The sequence below is a fragment of the Treponema bryantii genome (genome assembly GCF_900111035.1).
In the GTDB taxonomy this organism is placed as follows: Bacteria; Spirochaetota; Spirochaetia; order Treponematales; family Treponemataceae; genus Treponema_D; species Treponema_D bryantii_C.
In genome coordinates, this window is the sequence record NZ_FOFU01000002.1 from 176757 (window position 1) to 195161 (window position 18405).

General features: G+C 41.0%; 15 protein-coding genes. 7 read left to right on the forward strand and 8 right to left on the reverse strand.

The genetic code is table 11. From position 1 onward, the window contains the following. Positions 1–151: 151 nt before the first annotated feature. The 4 genes from BMY21_RS04015 to BMY21_RS04030 all read left to right on the forward strand — a co-directional run bounded on the left by BMY21_RS04015 (position 152) and on the right by BMY21_RS04030 (position 6004). Positions 152–1501, forward strand: a complete 1350-nt coding sequence (locus BMY21_RS04015) for an MATE family efflux transporter (protein WP_074641164.1) — start codon at positions 152–154, stop codon at positions 1499–1501. 27 nt (positions 1502–1528) lie between these two features. Further along, positions 1529–2926: an MATE family efflux transporter gene (locus tag BMY21_RS04020; RefSeq protein ID WP_074641166.1), complete on the forward strand. Its 1398-nt coding sequence runs from the start codon at positions 1529–1531 to the stop codon at positions 2924–2926. Between the two features lie 176 nt (positions 2927–3102). Further along, on the forward strand, positions 3103–4695 hold the full coding sequence (locus tag BMY21_RS04025) for an alpha-L-arabinofuranosidase family protein (protein ID WP_074641167.1): 1593 nt from the start codon (positions 3103–3105) through the stop codon (positions 4693–4695). Positions 4696–4765: 70 nt separating this feature from the next. After that, positions 4766–6004, forward strand: coding sequence for an acyltransferase family protein (locus BMY21_RS04030; protein ID WP_074641169.1), 1239 nt, complete (start codon positions 4766–4768; stop codon positions 6002–6004). Here the strand turns inward: BMY21_RS04030 and BMY21_RS15785 are convergent. After that, positions 5999–6175, reverse strand: a complete 177-nt coding sequence (locus tag BMY21_RS15785) for a hypothetical protein (protein WP_177177711.1) — start codon at positions 6173–6175, stop codon at positions 5999–6001. The two genes, BMY21_RS04030 and BMY21_RS15785, sit on opposite strands and share 6 nt — an antisense overlap. A 275-nt stretch (positions 6176–6450) precedes the next feature. Here BMY21_RS15785 and BMY21_RS04035 point away from each other — a divergent pair, with 275 nt between their 5' ends. Further along, on the forward strand, positions 6451–8289 hold the full coding sequence (locus tag BMY21_RS04035; protein ID WP_074641171.1) for an ABC transporter ATP-binding protein: 1839 nt from the start codon (positions 6451–6453) through the stop codon (positions 8287–8289). Then, on the forward strand, positions 8286–10154 hold the full coding sequence (locus BMY21_RS04040; protein WP_074641172.1) for an ABC transporter ATP-binding protein: 1869 nt from the start codon (positions 8286–8288) through the stop codon (positions 10152–10154). The genes BMY21_RS04035 and BMY21_RS04040 overlap by 4 nt, the downstream gene beginning before the upstream one ends. Here the strand turns inward: BMY21_RS04040 and BMY21_RS04045 are convergent. From BMY21_RS04045 to BMY21_RS04070, 6 genes are all read right to left on the reverse strand, one after another. Next, complete coding sequence (locus tag BMY21_RS04045; protein WP_074641173.1) at positions 10151–11509, reverse strand: HAMP domain-containing sensor histidine kinase; 1359 nt, start codon at positions 11507–11509, stop codon at positions 10151–10153. The two genes, BMY21_RS04040 and BMY21_RS04045, sit on opposite strands and share 4 nt — an antisense overlap. A gap of 5 nt (positions 11510–11514) precedes the next feature. Further along, positions 11515–12183 (reverse strand): response regulator transcription factor, encoded by a 669-nt coding sequence (locus tag BMY21_RS04050; protein ID WP_074641174.1) that lies wholly within the window; start codon positions 12181–12183, stop codon positions 11515–11517. A gap of 2 nt (positions 12184–12185) precedes the next feature. Next, complete coding sequence (locus tag BMY21_RS04055; RefSeq protein WP_074641176.1) at positions 12186–12656, reverse strand: hypothetical protein; 471 nt, start codon at positions 12654–12656, stop codon at positions 12186–12188. Between the two features lie 239 nt (positions 12657–12895). Beyond that, positions 12896–14872: a transketolase gene (tkt, locus tag BMY21_RS04060; RefSeq protein ID WP_074641178.1), complete on the reverse strand. Its 1977-nt coding sequence runs from the start codon at positions 14870–14872 to the stop codon at positions 12896–12898. 89 nt (positions 14873–14961) lie between these two features. Continuing rightward, positions 14962–15435: a PTS sugar transporter subunit IIA gene (locus tag BMY21_RS04065; protein WP_074641181.1), complete on the reverse strand. Its 474-nt coding sequence runs from the start codon at positions 15433–15435 to the stop codon at positions 14962–14964. A gap of 18 nt (positions 15436–15453) precedes the next feature. Next, entirely contained in the window at positions 15454–16944 is a 1491-nt protein-coding gene (locus BMY21_RS04070; protein WP_074641183.1) for a hypothetical protein, read from the reverse strand. A gap of 65 nt (positions 16945–17009) precedes the next feature. On the opposite strand from BMY21_RS04070, the gene BMY21_RS04075 reads away from it, so the two are divergent. Further along, positions 17010–17918 (forward strand): MBL fold metallo-hydrolase, encoded by a 909-nt coding sequence (locus tag BMY21_RS04075; RefSeq protein ID WP_074641186.1) that lies wholly within the window; start codon positions 17010–17012, stop codon positions 17916–17918. A 93-nt stretch (positions 17919–18011) separates the two neighbouring features. Here the strand turns inward: BMY21_RS04075 and rpmB are convergent, their stop codons facing one another. Continuing rightward, on the reverse strand, positions 18012–18236 hold the full coding sequence (gene rpmB, locus BMY21_RS04080; protein WP_074641188.1) for a 50S ribosomal protein L28: 225 nt from the start codon (positions 18234–18236) through the stop codon (positions 18012–18014). Between the last annotated feature and the right edge of the window lie 169 nt (positions 18237–18405).

The following is an 18405-nucleotide window of genomic DNA, read 5'->3' on the forward strand; positions in this document are numbered from 1 at the left end:
AATGACATAACAGACTTTGCAGCCACCGAAAGTTTCCTACTATATTATATCGGATTTTTTGTTTCTATTCATCAATACAAAGGGCGAAATCATACTAATTTTTTATAGAATTTGACAATTTACGAATTTTTCAACAATATACAATGCAATTATGGCACAGAATAAGAATCGCGGCGCTTTGCCGATGCTCAAACTCACACTGCCTATCGCAATGGAGCAGTTTTTCAGAATTTTAGTTTCTTCTGTTGATACAATGATGCTCAGTTCTTACAGCAATGAAGCAGTTGCTGCTGTAGGTCTTGTTTCTCAGTATGTATTCTTCCTTACAATTATTTTTTCAGTAATTGGAACAGGTTGTTCAATTGTTCTTGCACAGTACCTTGGTGCAGAAAAATCAAATGATGAATTAAATCACATTGCCCAGGCCGGTGCAATCATGGTTTTCTTTATCTCACTCCTGCTTACAGCCCTTGTTATTTTTGGGACAGGATGGCTCCTTGGACGCTATCAGCTTGAAGAATCAGTACGCCATTATGCATGGCAGTACTTTGTAATTTATGGCGGCTGCTGCTGTTTCTTTAATGCATTCAGTCTTCTTCAGGGAGCAATTCTCCGCAGCTACGGCTACACAACAGAAGCAATGATTGTTTCTATCGCTGCAAACCTTACAAATGTCCTTGGTAATGCACTTTCACTTTACGGCTGGTTCGGACTTCCTGTTCTCGGTGTTCCTGGTGTTGCAGGTGCATCTGGTCTTGCAATGGTTGTTTCCTGCATCCTTTTCTTCTTCTTTATCCGCCGTCGCCGCGATGTAATTTTCCACATACACGGAATTACAAAAGTTCCACGCGAAGCCTTTAAGCTTGTTTTGAAAGTAGGTGTTCCAACTGCAGGAGAAAGCCTTTCTTACAACGTAAGCCAGATTACAGTTATGGCAATGATTTCTACCCTTGGAACCTATGCCATGTCTGCCCAGGTTTACACAATGACAATTCTGCGATTTGTATTCGTTGCAGCAATTGCTATTGGACAGGCAACCCAGATTAAGTCCGGATACTTTGTTGGTGCTCATCAGAATGATGTTGTATACAAAAAAGTTTTCCGTTATCAGCTCGTAGCAACAGCCTGTTCAATGATAATGATTGTAATAGTCAATCTGATAAAGAATCCTGTAATCGGTATTTTTACCAAAATTCCGGAAGTTCACGCACTTGTAAGCACACTTCTTCTTTACTCAGCTTATATTGAATTTGGCCGCTCGCTGAATCTGATTTATATCGGCGGACTCAAAGGTTCTGGAGACGTACGATTCCCGGTATTATACGGAATCTTCTCTAACTGGACAGTTCAGGTTCTCTTAAGCTATATTCTTGGAATTAAATGTGGCCTTGGACTCGTAGGCTTCTGGCTTGGAATCGGTACAGATGAAACAACCCGCGGTCTCGTAATGCTCTGGAGATGGAAGAGCCGCCGCTGGGAAAAACACCGTCTTGTAGAATAATGTAAAACGTTTTATGATGAAGCCTCTATGAAACTCTTCCAGAACGAACCAAAATTCTACAAAAGTGTTTTTGCACTCGCTTTACCTATTGCACTACAGAGTCTTATCAGTATCGGCGTAAACATGCTCGATACAATCATGGTCGGAAGCCTTGGAGAAAATGCACTTTCGGCCACCTCTTTAGCAAACTCATTTATCAGTATCTATCATATCTTCTGTATGGGACTTGGAATGGGAGCTTCGGTTCTCGTTTCCCGCTACTGGGGAATGAAAAAAGCAGCCGATGGGCACGAAGAAGCAGCAGGCCGAGCACTAAAACAGACAGTCTGCCTTATGCTCCGTATTACCGTTGGTCTCGCAGCCCTTTTTGCAATTGCAACCTTAGCAATGCCAAGCCTTCTTATGAAGATGTACACCAGCGACGAAGAGATTATCCGCCTTGGAGATATCTATTTCCGCTGGTCTGTAATCACCTATTTCTTCCTTGGAACTTCCCTGGTTTCTACGATCGTACTTCGAAGCGTAGGACAAGTACGCCTGCCACTATACGTTTCCATAGGTGCGTTTTTTGTAAACCTTGGCGCCAATTATGCATTTATTTTCGGAAAGTTCGGCGCACCCCGTATGGAAGTAGCCGGTGCTGCACTTGGAACACTGATAGCCCGCCTTTTTGAAGCCGCAATGATCCTGGGCTATCTTTTCTTTAAAGATAAAAACATCCAGTTCCGCCTGCGCGATCTCTTTATGAAAACAGGCTCTCTTCTCGGTGAATATATCAGAATCAGTATTCCGGTTCTTGTAAGCGACGCAATTCTTGCAATTGGAAATAACTCCGTTGCAATGGTTATCGGTCACCTTGGAGCCGCCTTTGTAGCAGCCAACGCAATAACAAGCGTTACCCAGCAGCTCAGCACAGTTGTAATTCAGGGAGTATCTCAGGCCGGTGCCATCGTTACAGGCCAGACACTCGGTCTCGGCGACAAAAAGAAAACAATGCAGCAGGGCTGGATGTTCCTCGGCCTCGGTTTTGCACTCGGAGCCCTTTCAGCAATCTTTATCATGGCAGTAAGCAAGCCGATAATTTCCACCTACAATGTCAGTGAAGAAACAGTAAACATTGCAGGCCAGCTCATGGCAGCAATCAGCTTAATCATAATCTTCCGCGCCACAAACAGCATCATGACAAAAGGAGTTCTGCGCGGTGGTGGCGACACAAAAATGCTCATGCTCGCCGACAACGTCTTTTTGTGGGTCCTTTCAATTCCTCTTGGCTGCCTCGCCGGCTTTGTCTTCCACTGGCCAGCCTTCTGGATTTACGTCGCCCTCAAAGCCGATGATATCGTAAAAACCTTCTGGTGCGTCATCCGCCTTCGCAGCGAAAAATGGATTAAGAAAATAAGCACAGGAAATAATTCTGTAAAATAAATATGAAGGGGGAAGCCTCCCCCTCGGCCGCACTTCGTTGCGGCCTACCCTCTCTCCTAAGGGGGACACCCCCTTAAAATCCCCCGCTTATTCCTCCTCATATTTTTCAATTAAAATAGAGTAATGTTATATTATTTTCCGTTAAACGTTTTACTATTAAATCAGGAGATTATAAAATGTCAAAAAAAGCTAGAATCACAATTCATCCAAAATTCACTATAGGTGAGATTTCTCCTCGCCTTTTTTCTGCATTTCTGGAACCAATCGGAACCATGGTAAATGGAACAATGTATAATCCAAAACATCCAACAGCAGACTCTCAGGGCTTCCGTACAGACTTTATAAATGCCCTTAAGGAAACAGGACTTCCTGCTGTACGTATGCCGGGCGGTAACTTTGTTTCTGCATGGCAGTGGAAAGACTCAATTGGTCCAATGGAAGGCCGCAAGGCGCATCTTGACCCGGCATGGCATCAGTATATTCCAAATGATGTCGGTCATGACGAATATCTTCAGTGGGCAGAAAAAGTTGGAACAGCTCCAATTTACACCGTAAACCTTGGAACCGGGACATTGCAGGATGCAATGGACTGCATTGAATATACAAATCACGAAGGCGGAACTTACTGGTCAGACCTCCGCCGTAAATACGGACACGAAAAACCTTACGGTGTCAAAACCTGGTGTCTTGGAAACGAAATGGACGGACACTGGCAGCTCGGCTCATGGGAAAAGAATCCTACCGGTTACGGAACTCTCTGCCACGAAACCTCAAAGGCTATGAAGTGGATTGATGAAACCATCGAAACCGTAGTATGCGGCTCTTCTGCTTCATTTATGGACCACTATCCTGAATGGGAAGCAAAGGTTATGGACCAGTGCTACGACACAGTAGACTATCTTGCCCTTCATCACTATCACATTGCAAAGCCGGGCGACATACTTTCACTGCTTGGAGGCTCTCTCTATTACGAAGACTTTATCAATACAGAAGCTGCAATGCTCGACTACATTCAGGCAAAGCACCGTTCACCACGCAAAGTAAATATTTCTTTTGATGAATACGGTGCATTCCCTCGTCCTTTCAGCGAACTGAATCCGGGTTATGGCCCATACAACATGGCACGCGTTCATTACAAGTTTGATCCGGAACGAAAATATATTCGTCACGACCCGGACAATATGCCGGAACGCGAATTCCCTGGCGGAGATATGATGAAACTCCTCAGCATGACTTCAATTCAGCTTGCACTCCTTCGCCACGCAGACCGTGTAAAAATCGGCTGTATGACAGGAGGGCTTAATGCTCTTGCAACAGCTAATCATGATCATGTTTGGAAAGCCGCAACACACCATGCTTTCCGCCAGTTGATTGATTACGCACGAGGAACTTCACTTCAGACTATAGTTTATTCAGAAACCTTTGATATGCGGGGATACGCAATTGATGACACATCTCAGTACACAGGTAAGAACAATGTAAACTATATAGACAGCGCATGTGCATGGGATGAAAAACAGGGCCGCCTCGCAGTCTTTGTTATCAACCGCAACGAAACCGAAGAATATCCGCTTGACCTTGATGTACGTGGATTCGAAGGCTTTAAGAGCTGTACAAATTACGAAATGTTCAGCAAAGACTTTGAAGCCAAGAGCAGCTTTGGTAACGACTGGCAGGCTCCTGAAGCTTCCTGCGTTAAAAATGAAGGCGGAATTGCATCCATAAATGTAAAACCACTTTCGTGGAACGTAATTATTTTTGAAAAATAAAAAATAAAACTTTCGCGACAGCATTTTATGCCTTATAATTTTTTATATATCAAAAATCGTGAGGCATAAAATGTATCTTACTTACACTGTTTACGCGCTGATGTTAGCGCTGTTCATCTGGGGCGGAAAATTCGCCGGATTCAAAAATGACCAGTTCCATGAAGATTCCTCTTCTCTGGATTCAATGAAATCTTTACGTGGCTTTGCTGCAATCGGCGTAATCTTACACCACATTTCGCAGGAGCAGGCCTTTCAGCAGGCAGGAGGCTATCAAAAGCCTGGAGAAATGAGCATTTTTGTAAATGCGGGCTTTCTCTTTGTAGCAATCTTCTTTTTCTGCTCTGGCTATGGCCTCATCAAAAGTCTTGAAACAAAACCTGATTATCTGAACGGCTTTATGAAAAAACGTGTTCTTAAAGCCCTTGTAATTCCTTATTATGTCAGCATTCTGATTTACGGAATTCTTCGATTTGTAAGTGGTGAACGCTTTGCTCCCGTACAGTGGGTTACAAACCTTCTGGGCGTTTCAATGATGAATCCTTATGCCTGGTATCCGATTATTGCAGGCATTCTTTATACTGCTTTCTATCTGATTTTCAAGAATATCAAAAACCGTAAAGTATGCTATCTGCTTATGGCAGTTGTGATATTGCTTTTAGGAATGATTTTCTGTGTAAACGGACATTTCCCTTGGTTTGCAGGTCCTAAAAACTGGTGGCTTTCACCATCAAGTCCATTGTATAAAAAATGGTGGGCACAGCAGCAGGTATGGTGGCTTTCTGGTGAATGGTGGATTAATTCCTGCCCTGCACTTTTCATTGGTATGCTTTTCGCACACTATGAAGCAAACATCAGAGAATGGTTCAAAAAGTTCTACTGGGGAAAACTCGTGCTTGTACTGGTAATCACCTTTGGAACCTTTGCGCTTGCAGGCTATGGTCAGATGCGTTTTGGCTGGTGGTCAGAATGGAGTGGCCGCGGTCCAGATATCGACAGAAAAATCGCAACTTATTTCTGCGTAATTCCTTACAGCATGATGTTTGCAATCTTCCTTTACACAATTATGCTTAAATACAAGGTATCAAATCCTGTAAGCCGATTCTTTGGAAAATATTCTCTGGAAACTTATATGATGAATCTGATTGCAATTACAGCATTCCGCTTCCTGCTTTATCGGACTGGAGGAGCTCCTGTTTATAAAGCAGGACACTATAATCTTGCAATCTATTTTGCAGCAGTATTTGCAGTTACTATTTTGCTGGGATTGTTGTACAAATTCTTATGCGGATTACTTCAAAAGAAATTATAGATATTTAAACAAAAGATATCCAATAGCGAAACCGGCAGGAATAGCGAGAAGAAGCAAGAAGCCTTTTAGAACTGGATTCATTTTTTTGTTTTCAGTTGAGGCATCAAGTTTTACCTCATAAAGAGTCTTGTCGGTTTCGTCTTTAATTTTGATTTTTCTGTTCTCTGGCATATTATCCCCGCAGTCACCCTGAACCTTCGCAGCACAGCTGCTCGGAGACTCGCTAAAAATAGTCCACTGGACTATTTTTGCCCTGCAACGCAGTGCCGCTCCCTATGTTTCAGGGGCATAATAAATAATATAAATCAGAAACGAGGATATTTCAACGGTTCTTTTACGTATTTTCAATTACATTTCGTGAACGAATTCATACAATTCAAGAACGTCTTTATAGAAAACACCATAAACATACTGTACAATTACAACATTCTTTTTGGGAGAAAACTATGAAAGAAAAAAAGTCTAAATCAAGAATCAACGCAGTGCGGAATAATTTCTATGCACTGCGCCTCGTCTGGCAAATGTGTCCCGGGCCTGTAATTCACATGGCGATTGCAAGACTTCTGTCTTATTTCGGCTGGCTGTTTTACAGTGCATTCTTTATGAGATACGTTATCAATGCACTCCAGTCTGGTGAGACCTTTAAATCAATTATGATTTTCATTGGAATCACAGTTGCTGTTTTTGCAACGATGGCTCTCTACAACAGTTTTATCCAGGGATATGTTGCACCATTAGCAAACACTTCATTGAATAAGCAGCTTTATCAGAAACTGTTTAAGAAATCACGTAATGTTGAACTTGAATGTTTTGAGAACTCAGAGTTCTATGACAAATATACGCTTGCAATGAAAAACGCAGACACCCGGCTTTACGACACTGTAGATCAGCTGTTCGGAGTTCTGTTCGGTTTCTTTGCCAGTATTTTTGCCTTTATTTTTATGTTCCAGGTAGATAAGCTTTCAGTTGCTTTTATCCTCTTTCCAATAATCGGTAACTTCTACTTCCGCCGCCTGATAAACCACCTTGAATATAAGAGACAGACAGACATGGCTCCTCATAACCGCCGCATAGATTACATCAACCGTGTTATGTATCTGAAAGATTATGCAAAAGAAATCCGCCTTACAAAAATCTTCAATCTTCTTAAGCGTCAGTATACAGAAGCCATTACAGGAGTTGCAGATGTTTGTAAAAAATACATCAACAAATCTGTATGCTTCCACTGGTTCTGGGTTATGTTTACCTTCTCTTTTATTTTTGAAGGTCTTTTGATTTATGGAGCCTACAAAACTCTGGTAAAGGAAACAATGTCTCTTGCACAGCTCGCCGTAATTACAAGCATGATGGTTTCAACAACCTGGATTCTGATTGGCTTTACAGATTCAGTAACAGCCAGTCTTAAAAACGGACTTTTTGTTGATTACCTCAAATCATTTTTGGAATATGAAGAAAAGATCCCGGAAGATTATGATGGAGCAGATCCTGGAACTAAAATAGAATCAATTGAGTTCCGAAATGTTGTTTTTGGATATAAGGATATTCCTGTTCTTAAAAATCTTAACATGAAGTTTGAAGGAACAAAAACCTATGCACTGGTAGGCCATAATGGAGCCGGTAAATCTACAATCATAAAATTACTTCTCCGTTTTTATGATCCGACAGAAGGCGAAATCCTTTTGAACGGCCGTAACATAAAGGAATTCAATCTTCAAAAATACCGCGCTCTTTTTGCGACAGCCTTCCAGGACAACAGAATGTTCTCTATGAGTGTTGCAGACAATGTAACTCTCGGTGAAGACATTGCCGCAGAAGAACGTGAAAAAATCGTAAACGAGTCACTTCAGCTTTCAGGTGTTTATGAAAAAGTTATGAGTCTTCCTAAGGGAATCAATACTACCCTCACCCGTGAGTTTGATGATGAAGGTGCAGTTCTTTCTGGTGGTGAATTCCAGAAAATCGTTGTTTCACGTGCCTTTGCAAGACGCTGTCCTATTAAGGTTTTTGATGAACCTTCAAGCGCACTTGACCCGATTGCAGAATATAAGCTTTTTGACAATATCTTAAAAGCCTGCAAGGAAAACATGCTTCTGTTTATTTCTCACCGGCTTTCTTCGGTTCAGAATGCAGACCATGTATTCCTTCTGGAAAACGGTCAGGTTCTTGAAGAAGGAACTCACCGCGAACTTATGGACAAGCAGGGCCTTTATGCAGATATGTATCAGAAACAGGCCGAAAACTATCTTGCCGACAAAACTAAACAAACGGAGGGTATCTGGGCATGAGTAAGAAATTAAGACCACATATATACGGACCAGAGTTTAAGGAATCAGAAAACGTTCAAAAAAATAAGTCCCGAAGTTCTGTCTGGAAAAACCAGGTTTTCCTATGGAAGCTCTGTTTTAAGACCTGTCCAGGCTTTATGATTTATCACCTTTACGACGCTTTCCGCTATCAGGGAATGATCTTCCTTGAGCATGTGCTTGGAATCCGTTACGTTCTACGCTGTGCAGAATTTCATGAACCGTTTACAAAGGCACTTTTATACATTGGAATTATCCTTCTCATCAATATGATTCAGATTATTCCGGACGGCTTTTACTGCTACAGCTGGAAGTTTAAGTGCAGGCCGCGCCTCTACCGCGCCCTTAAAGAGCAGATGTTCAAAAAGGCCTCTGAGATTGACCTCTACTGTTACGATGATCCGGCCTACTACAACGACTTTGTTCTCAGTGTTTCGGAATCAGAAAATGCAATAGACCGCTTCCTTGATCTTTTGAATATGACAGTTCAGGCACTTACAACACTGTTTACAACAGGAATCTTCTTCCTTGTACTCGATCCTATTGGTGTAGTTTTTGTTTTTGCATCATTTATCCTGCGCTTCTTTGTTTCAAAGAGTTTGAATAAGGTAAACTACGAAAACCGTGTTGCCGTAAATCCTCATATTCGTAAACGCGATTATGTAAGCCGTGTTTTCTATCTTAAGGATTTTGCAAAAGAACTCCGCCTTCATCCGAATGCAGGAAAACAGCTCGAACAGGAATTTGCCGAAGCCAATGATGAAATTATCAAAGAGCACAAAAAGGTTGCCGGCAAACGAATCTGGTTCCAGTTCTTAAAGGATTATGGAGTTGGAGACTTTTTGATTGATGGTCTCTACATTACCTACCTTGTTTATAAGGCAGCTGTTCTTCATACTGTAAATTACAGTGATGCAGTAATCCTTTTCAACCGCACCGGAAGTTTGCGTGGTAGTATGGGAAAATTTGCGGATCTCGGTCCTAAAGCACACGAAAACAGTATGTTCATAGATAAAATCCGTTCATTCCTGGCTTACGAACCGCGCCTTAAGGATGATGTTGGTGACAATGTTCCAGAAGGAGCCGGAGAACTTTCTTTGAGCCATGTTACCTTCAAGTATTCTGAAACAGGCCGTACTGTTCTTGATGATATTTCTCTCACCGTAAAACCTGGCGAGCATATTGCCATCGTAGGTTATAACGGAGCTGGAAAAACAACACTCATCAAACTGCTGATGCGTCTTTATGATCCGACAAGCGGTACAATCACTTATCACGACAAAAATGTCGCAACACTTTGTCCGCGCGAATATCACAAACGAATTGGTGTTGTTTTCCAGGATTATCAGATGTTCGGTGCAAACCTTGCAGAAAACGTTGTTATGGATAATATGACAAAAGAAGAGATTGAAGAAAAATCTCCTGTTATTACTCAAGCCTTAACATCTGCAGGTTTTGAACACAAACTCAATCATCTGCCAGACCGTCTCTTTACTCAGGTAACAACAGAATTTGATAAAAAGGGTGTTGATTTTTCTGGTGGTGAAAGTCAGAAGGTGGCTATTTCCCGCGCCTTCTACAAGAACGCCGACATCTTAATTATGGATGAGCCATCCAGTGCCCTCGACCCTATCGCCGAGTACGAACTGAATAAGGCAATGGAAACCGCGGCAAAAGGAAAAACCGTGTTCTATATTTCACACCGTCTTTCTACAACCCGCGACGCAGACCGCATCATCATGCTCGAACGCGGCCGCATTATAGAAGAGGGCACACACACAGAGCTCCTTTCTAAAAACGGCAAATACGCCGAAATGTGGAATGCACAGGCAGGAAAGTATAATTAATCACTATCACCCTGAACCTGTTTCAGGGTCAATGTGAAAAGCGCTCCATGAGGCTCTGCGGTTCCAGCCGAAATACCGGCCCCCAGAGCTTCTGCGAGCGTTTTCGCAATTGCAAGCCCTAAACCAGAACCACCGGCACTTCTTGTATGAGCCTCATCGGCACGATAAAAGCGCTCAAAAACATGAGGAAGTGCTTCTTCTGAAATTCCAGGACCATCATCACTTTCCGTGATGATAATCTGTCCGTCTGCGGTCCTTTCAAAGCTGAGGCGGACATTACATTTATCCCCCGCAAATTTCATACTGTTCGAAACAAATACAGTAAGAATCTGATGCAGCATTTCCGGATCTGTTTCCAGAAGCACATCCCCTTCTGAATCAGAGAATATCTCAAAACTTGCCTCAGGATATACAGAAGCAAATTCTTCTTTTACACGCTGGAACAATTCACAAATATCAACTTCACAAAGCTGCGGCTTAATCCGTCTGCTTTCAATCCGCGAAATCTGCAGCAGATTTTCAATAATTACATGCATTGATTTTGCTTCATCTTTGATTGCATTCAAAGATTTTTCCAGCTGTTCAGGATTTTCTTTTCCCCAGCGAAGCAGAAGATTTGCCTGCCCGGAAATAACAGTAAGCGGAGTATTAAGTTCGTGGGAAACATCACTTGAAAACTGACGCTCTCTGTCAAAATCAGCTTTAATCCTCAAGAATAAATCATTAAAGGCAACAGAAAGCTCATCTATTTCATCCCCCTGCCCGGTAAGAGGAAGCTGCCCGTCAAGATTATCAATCGTCATTGAACGAGCAGTACGGGTAATTTTTACAACAGGTTTTATAGTATGCTTAGTCAGAAAAAGGGAAAAAAGAAACGAAAGCAATAAAACAGGCAGCGACATCAGCAGAAGAGAAGACGGAAGCTGCGGAAAAATCTTTGAAAACGAATCATTTTCAATATTTTCAGAAACCGCAATTACAATATCTCTTCCTGCAAGTCTGTATGTTTCTCCATAATAAAGAACATCAAGGTCTCCATCATAAAAAAAATCTTTTTCAAAATGATGTACAGCTTTTCCTTCAGTATCTTTAAGCAAAGGTAAAAAAGGATCATTAGTTGCTATAATTTCTTGTGATTCAATGTCATATGCAATAAATGAAAGATAATACGGAAAAGCGTCCATATTGAATTCATTTTCATACAAGTCCAGGCAGGCTTTTTTCATTTCTGCAGTCTGTGATGCCTGAACAAACGAACGGAGAATATACAAAAAAGAAAGTGAAAGCAGAATAACAGCAAAGGTAAGAATAAACATAAAGCGGAGAGAAAGCTGTACTGCAAAAGATTTCTTCATTTTTCTTAACCCATCATATAACCGGCACCGCGCACAGTTCTTATATATTCATCCTTTGTATATTGAGAAATCTTCGAACGCAGATATCCAACATAAACATCAACCGTGTTCTCATCAATAAAGTGTCCTACACCCCAGATTTCATCAATAATCTGCTGTCGTGAAAACACCTTACCCTGATTTTCAATAAGAAGTTTAAGAAATAAAAATTCAGTTTTAGAAAGCTGAACTTCATTTGAATCAATTGAAAAACTCATTCGGTCAACATTCAAAGTAAGATTTCTGATTGATGACAGTACTTCCTGTGGCTTTGAATAATTTACACGACGGAACAACGCATTTATACGGGCAAGAAGTTCTTCAATCTCAAAAGGCTTTGGAATATAATCATCAGCTCCAAGATTCAAACCGTTAATTTTATCAATAGTTTCTCCGCGGGCAGTTTCAAGAATTACAGGTACAGTAGAAACCGCACGAATCCGTCGCAGCACTTCAAGTCCATTTAATTCAGGAAGCATAATATCCAGCAGAATTAAATCCGGTTTTTCTTCTTCAAATTTAGACAAAGCTTCACGGCCAGTAACTGCAAGACAGGTTGTATACCCCTCATGTTCAAGTTCTGGAATTATGAAATCCGAAATACCAGCATCATCTTCTACAATAAGTATTTTCATCTTTACCTCTCTACTTCAATTAAAAGTTCTACCGGCTCAATAAATGTATTATTGAAAGAACGTATATTGCAAATTCGCATTTTGAATGAATTGATAGTTAAAGGAACCAGCATTTTTACTGAAGTTCCCTTTTTATTAAATAAAAATCGGACAAAAGGTGGAAGCGGTGTATTATTGATAAGAATTGAATCAGGTTTTATAGACCGTGGATTTATACTCTGATTAAAAATAATCTCAATAAAAATCAGATTCCCTTCCTTTTTCGTACACTTAGTCTGAATTATCTTCAAAGGAAGATTTTCTGAATACGTTCTGTTTCCTCTATATTTGATTATATTGTCCGGATCTTTTGGAAACTGTGGAGGAGGAGGAAATCTGCCAGAATCACCAGAGGGAATCCCCTGTGCATTTAAAAGAGAAAATCCAAAAATCAGAAAATAAAAGAAAATGTTTTTCTTTAAGAAAAACTTCATACACTAATTATAATCCAAAACAAATAAAAATAAATGAAAACAATCCTTATATTTCCTAAGAGTTTTCTTAAACTTATCTAATAAAAAAACGCCTGCAGTCATTAAAAACCACAGGCGTTTTTTATAGATGCTGAAACAAGTTCAGCATTACGTTATTTCTTAAGCAACTTAGCAAGATTCTTAGCTGTGAATGTCGCACGCTTACGCGTGCTTACCGAGTTTGCTGCGCAAACTCGCCATTACTTTTTCAGAAGCTTTGCTAAATTTTTTGCGGTAAATCCTAAATATTCGGCAACTTTGTTAGCTGGACCTGATGTACCGAAGGTGTCGATACAGAAGCAGTTCTCTTTTGAAGTGAACTGGAGCCATTCCATAGAAATGCCGGCTTCTGTACATACAACACGCTTTGTTTCACCAATGATTGCATCCTGTTTTGCCTTAGGAAGGTTTTCGAACTTCTTAAGATCTGGAACAGAAACAACACGAATCTTCTTTTCTGGAACTTCTGCTGCAGCCTGAAGAGCCATATTAACCTCAGAACCACTTGCAAGAATTGTGATATCAGGCTTGTCTGCACCGTTCTTTACGATGTAAGCACCGTTTGCAGCCATGTTCTTCTTCCAAGACTTGTCATCCTTTTCATAAACAGCGAGTGCCTGGCGTGTAAATGCCATACAAACTGGATGATCCTTAGAAGCATAAGCAATCTTCCAAGCTTCCATAGATTCTTCAGGGTCACCTGGACGGATAGCCTGAACACCAGGAATAGCACGGAGAGAAGTCATAGTTTCAATTGGCTGGTGAGTTGGACCATCTTCACCTACGTAGATAGAATCGTGTGTGAATACGTAGATAACTGGCTGCTTCATCAAAGAAACAACGCGGAGAGATGGACGGAGGTAATCTGCGAATACAAGGAATGTAGCACAGAATGGGCGGAGGCCACCGTGGAGAGAAATACCTGCACAAACAGCAGACATTGCAAACTCACGGATACCGTACTCAATTGTACGTCCGGCGCGGTTTTCTGGGCTGAATGTTCCGTTATCAGTTGCCTTGAATGCAGTCTTGTTTGGTCCCATAAGGTCAGCAGAACCACCAACAAGGTTAGCATAACGTGCAGCAATTACGTTCAAAGCCTTTCCAGAAGCATCACGTGTAGCACAAGCATCGCCTACTTTGTAAACAACATCTTTTACAGTGTCATCAGTTACAGCATCTGAATGGTAAGCATCCCAGAGCTTCTTGAGTTCAGGATTTTCTTTTGCCCATGCAGCAAAATCAGCATTCCAGTCTGCTTCAGCCTTAGCAAATGCAGCCTTCTTGCTTTCGAAATATTTGTAAGCTTCAGGAACTACATAGAAGTCCTGATCAACTGGAAGTCCAAGCTTCTTCTTTGCAGCAACAATGCCTTCTGCACCAAGTGGAGCACCGTGTACATCAGCAGTTCCCTGCTTTGGAGCACCTTTACCGATTACAGACTTGAGCATAATCAAAGTTGGCTGATCCTTGCATTTCTTAGCTTCTTTTACGAGCTCTACGATGCCTTCAACATCATACATGCTTCCCTTAAGAACCTGCCAGCCATAAGCCTTGTAGCGAGCTGCAATATTATCTGTGAAAGTAATATCTGTATTACCATCAATAGAAATCTTATTCTGATCGTAGAATACGATAAGTTTACCAAGTTTTAGATTACCAGCGAGAGAACAAGCTTCAGAAGCAACACCTTCCTGAAGACATCCTTCTCCTACGAGAGAGTATGTGTAGTGGTCAACAATCTTGTGACCCTTTGTGTTGAATTTTGCAGCGAGCATCTGTTCTGCAATAGCCATACCAACAGCCATTGAAACGCCCTGTCCGAGAGGACCACCAGTACATTCAACACCATCTGTATCACCATATTCCGGGTGACCAGGACACTTAGAACCAACCTGGCGGAAGTTCTTAATATCGTCCAGGCTTACTTTGTATCCGGCAAGATGAAGGATACTGTAAAGAAGCATAGAACCGTGACCTGCAGAAAGTACAAAACGGTCTCTGTCTGCCCATTTTGAGTTTGCAGGATTGTGCTTCATTACTTCACCATACAATACTGCTGCAGCTTCTGCTGCTCCAAGTGGAAGTCCTGGGTGACCAGAATTTGCCTTCTGAATTGCGTCCATTGACAAGCTGCGGATTGAAAGTGCAACTGCCTCAACACCTTTTTTGTTCATAATTTGATACTCCTAATATATTTTTTCAAAATATTAAACGTTTTACTTAACGATATAAAAATCAGCCTTTAATTAAATAAAGGCTATTTTTATTGATCCAATTCTTTGATTATAGAAGAAAGCACAGCTTCATCTGAACGAAGTTCAAGAGCCTTCTTAAATTTAGAATCTCTGAAAAGAGCAGCCAGAGATGAAAGAACCTTAAGATGAATCTGCGAATTGTGAGCAAGCAGGATGAACATTACAAATACTTCACGCTCATCAGGTGCTTTCATATCAATAGGATTTTTAAGGTAAACAACACAAATACGCTGTTCTGCCTCATTTCGCATAATTGGTGAACGAGCATGAGGAAGAGCAATTCCATTTCCTACAGCAGTACTCAAAACCTCTTCACGAGCACAAAGAGCATTGTAAACAGTCTCAGAAGTCATTCCAGCTGGAAGATCAATCATCTTACAAACCTTGGCATAAATCTCCTGAGGAGTGCTTCCTTCTACATTCTTGAAAACACCGCCTCTGTGAATCAACTGTGCCAAATCAACTTCAACTTCAGTATCCATATATTTCTCCCTAATTTTTTATTCCGTTTTTACTATTTCAAAGCCCTTAAACCTGTTGCTCTCCAAAGCTGAAAAAAGAATACCGCTTATTTCTTCAAAAGTTTCTTCCATTCCATCCAGAGAAAGAGAAACATCATCAGTTGGAAAATGCGGTCTCATATAAACATTTTCAACTTCTTCCAGAAGCCTGACTACATGACTGTAAAGCTGAGAAAGAATAACCAGTTCCTGCTGAGGAAAATTATCTGCAGCAACACCTGAACCACCAATCTCACAGAACAGTTTACTTACATTTGTAAAAAGCGCAAGAATTCGTTTTCGCAGCTGTGCAATCGGATAATCAGAAAACTGATTATACATCTTTTTAAGTATATCATTACGCTTTTCTATATTCAATAATACAAGTCGTCGCTCAGCAGAAGAAATCATAGCCATATTAGGGAAAATCTTTTGAAGCACATCATCAAAGCTTTCCGATTCATCCTGGTCACTTTTAGACTTTTTATTTCTGCTGTCGTAAATCCTGTCTTCCAGAATAGCATCAATTACACGCGGAGTAAGCGTAAGAGCCATATCCGAAAGTAAAGTACCACGGTCAATTCCAAGCCCATTCCACTTACCAATATAAGGAACAGATTCACCTTTTCGCCAGATTCTCGTTTCAACACCATAAGGCTCAAAACCAATTTTAGTAGTATGAGCTAAAAACTCTTCAGTTGAACCGCAGCAGCGGATACAAAGCTCCTCCTGATTTTCCAGAAACAGATATGAAAGCTGTTCTTCAATAGAAGAAGCCGGCCCGTGCTTATCAAAACTTTCAAGAAGCCCATTTTCAAAATGAGTATACCATTCTTCCCGCTGAACAGCCTCATCAGAAATCACATATTCAGAAAGACAGCTGGACTGAACATTCATTTCAACAACGCCATCACACCAGTTAAGAGCACGGCAAAGGATTCTGTCACCATACTTAAAATCCTGGCCGCCGTTTATCTCTTTTAACGGCCAGCAGGTTAAACAGATTTCCTGAGGCATAGAGTATTGAACAGAACTCAGCGGAATAGAAGTGTTGTTTTTATCATTAAAGATATAAGGAAGAATATATCCTTCTCCATAAAGAGCAAAAGTATCCATTGCAAGATTCATAGAAAAAGTATGAGCTTCACTTTCAATATTCTTCCCGCAAGACATAATACTTATAGCATCAGGTGGAAGTTCAGGATTTACAAAAGGAATACAGCGATGACCAATCAGAATATAACCTTTTTCAACTTCCTCACGACTTGGCTTAAAGCTGAACCAGCGGCCAGTAAAAACTCCAGCTTTAGTTACATATTCATTATTTACAAGAGAAAAGGCATATTCCGAAACCTGCAGAATATCTCTGGCATCGGTTTTTGTGATTTTAGCACCTTTGGATTTCAAATACCTGTAAAAATCATCAACAGTAAAAATATCAAGCTGCTGTGTTAAATATTCTTCTATAATATTGTTAGTTCTAAAATCCACAAACCTATTTTAATCTAAAACAAAGAAACTGTAAATTAGTACCGCAATTTGATATAATCAATTTTATGAAATTAACGTTTTTAGGAACAGGAACAAGCCACGGAGTTCCCGTAATAGCCTGCGATTGTGCAGTATGTAAATCCTCAGATTCAAAAGACAAAAGAACCCGCAGTTCAGCATATATTCAAATAGATTCAAAAGATAATTCACATAAATATATTCTTATAGATGTAGGACCAGATTTCCGTACTCAGGCCCTGCGCGAAAACATCCGCCAGATAGATGCAGTTTTATTAACACACAGCCACGCCGACCACCTGCATGGAATAGACGATCTTAGAAACTTTTCCTGCATAATGTCCAATAAACCGGATAATCCTCAGAATAAAAAATACGACAGGCCGCCTATCCCGTTTTACACAAATGAAGGCACCGCCAGCGATATTAAGCACCGTTTCAATTATTTATTCAGCGAAAAAGCTTTTGGCGGTGGCCATGCAAAAATCAGCCTTAATCCAGTCGCTAAGACATTTACTTTCGATACAATAAAAATAACACCAGTCCCAATGATGCACGGGCCTCTTGAAACCGCAGGCTGGCTGCTCACAGAAAACACACCGGAAGGCCCTCGTTCAATAGCCTATCTCACAGACTGTAATTATATAAGTGATGAATCAATAGAACTAATTCACAAAGAATGCGGGTTAGAAAACGGTGGCCGTCTGGTACATCTTGTAATTGACGGCCTTCGAATAAAAGAACATTCCACCCATTTCAGTTTTCTGCAGGCCCTCGAAGTCTCAGAAAAAATCGGCGGTGACCACATCTGGTTCACACATCTTACACACAACTCGTCTCATATCCAGACCACCGCATACATAGAAGAACACCGCGCCGAGTTCCCGGGTCTCGCCACCGCCCTCTCAATCCTCCCCGCCTACGACGGCCTTTCAATATCAACAGTGGCTGAGTAACCGCCACGACAACATCGGTTGTATCAAAACCATATTTAAAAAAAATAAACCCCGCTGACATCCAACGGGGCTTTCATGCGACTAAAACTAAACTTAGTTCTGAGCAGCTTCTGTCTTTGGTACACGAACCTTCTTCTGAACGAAACCACTGCTAAGGCAGCTTGAGCAAACCTTAATTGTTCTTACAGTTCCGTTAGGAAGAACAGCCTTAATGCTGTGGAGATTTGGTCTCCATGTTCTGCGAGTATGGTTCATAGATTTACTTACTTTATTACCAGACATAACGCCTTTTCCGCAAACATCACACATTCTAGACATTTTCTTTATCCTTCCTTATATAAAACAGTTTTCCCACACAAAATTACAATAGTTTAGAAAGAATATACAAATTCAAAAAAAAAGTCAATGACCGAATCTTGAATTTCTGAAAATTCAAGATTTATAAAGGGGGATGTCTCCCCCTGTCTCCAACCGCCTCCGGCGTTTT

Bases quoted from the DNA above. Each gene is read 5' to 3' on its own strand.
- BMY21_RS04015 (WP_074641164.1), top strand. From the start codon at position 152: ATGGCACAGAATAAGAATCGCGGCGCTTTGCCGATGCTCAAACTCACA.
- BMY21_RS04020 (WP_074641166.1), top strand. From the start codon at position 1,529: ATGAAACTCTTCCAGAACGAACCAAAATTCTACAAAAGTGTTTTTGCA.
- BMY21_RS04025 (WP_074641167.1), top strand. From the start codon at position 3,103: ATGTCAAAAAAAGCTAGAATCACAATTCATCCAAAATTCACTATAGGT.
- BMY21_RS04030 (WP_074641169.1), top strand. From the start codon at position 4,766: ATGTATCTTACTTACACTGTTTACGCGCTGATGTTAGCGCTGTTCATC.
- BMY21_RS15785 (WP_177177711.1), bottom strand. From the start codon at position 6,175: ATGCCAGAGAACAGAAAAATCAAAATTAAAGACGAAACCGACAAGACT.
- BMY21_RS04035 (WP_074641171.1), top strand. From the start codon at position 6,451: ATGAAAGAAAAAAAGTCTAAATCAAGAATCAACGCAGTGCGGAATAAT.
- BMY21_RS04040 (WP_074641172.1), top strand. From the start codon at position 8,286: ATGAGTAAGAAATTAAGACCACATATATACGGACCAGAGTTTAAGGAA.
- BMY21_RS04045 (WP_074641173.1), bottom strand. From the start codon at position 11,509: ATGAAGAAATCTTTTGCAGTACAGCTTTCTCTCCGCTTTATGTTTATT.
- BMY21_RS04050 (WP_074641174.1), bottom strand. From the start codon at position 12,183: ATGAAAATACTTATTGTAGAAGATGATGCTGGTATTTCGGATTTCATA.
- BMY21_RS04055 (WP_074641176.1), bottom strand. From the start codon at position 12,656: ATGAAGTTTTTCTTAAAGAAAAACATTTTCTTTTATTTTCTGATTTTT.
- tkt (WP_074641178.1), bottom strand. From the start codon at position 14,872: ATGAACAAAAAAGGTGTTGAGGCAGTTGCACTTTCAATCCGCAGCTTG.
- BMY21_RS04065 (WP_074641181.1), bottom strand. From the start codon at position 15,435: ATGGATACTGAAGTTGAAGTTGATTTGGCACAGTTGATTCACAGAGGC.
- BMY21_RS04075 (WP_074641186.1), top strand. From the start codon at position 17,010: ATGAAATTAACGTTTTTAGGAACAGGAACAAGCCACGGAGTTCCCGTA.
- rpmB (WP_074641188.1), bottom strand. From the start codon at position 18,236: ATGTCTAGAATGTGTGATGTTTGCGGAAAAGGCGTTATGTCTGGTAAT.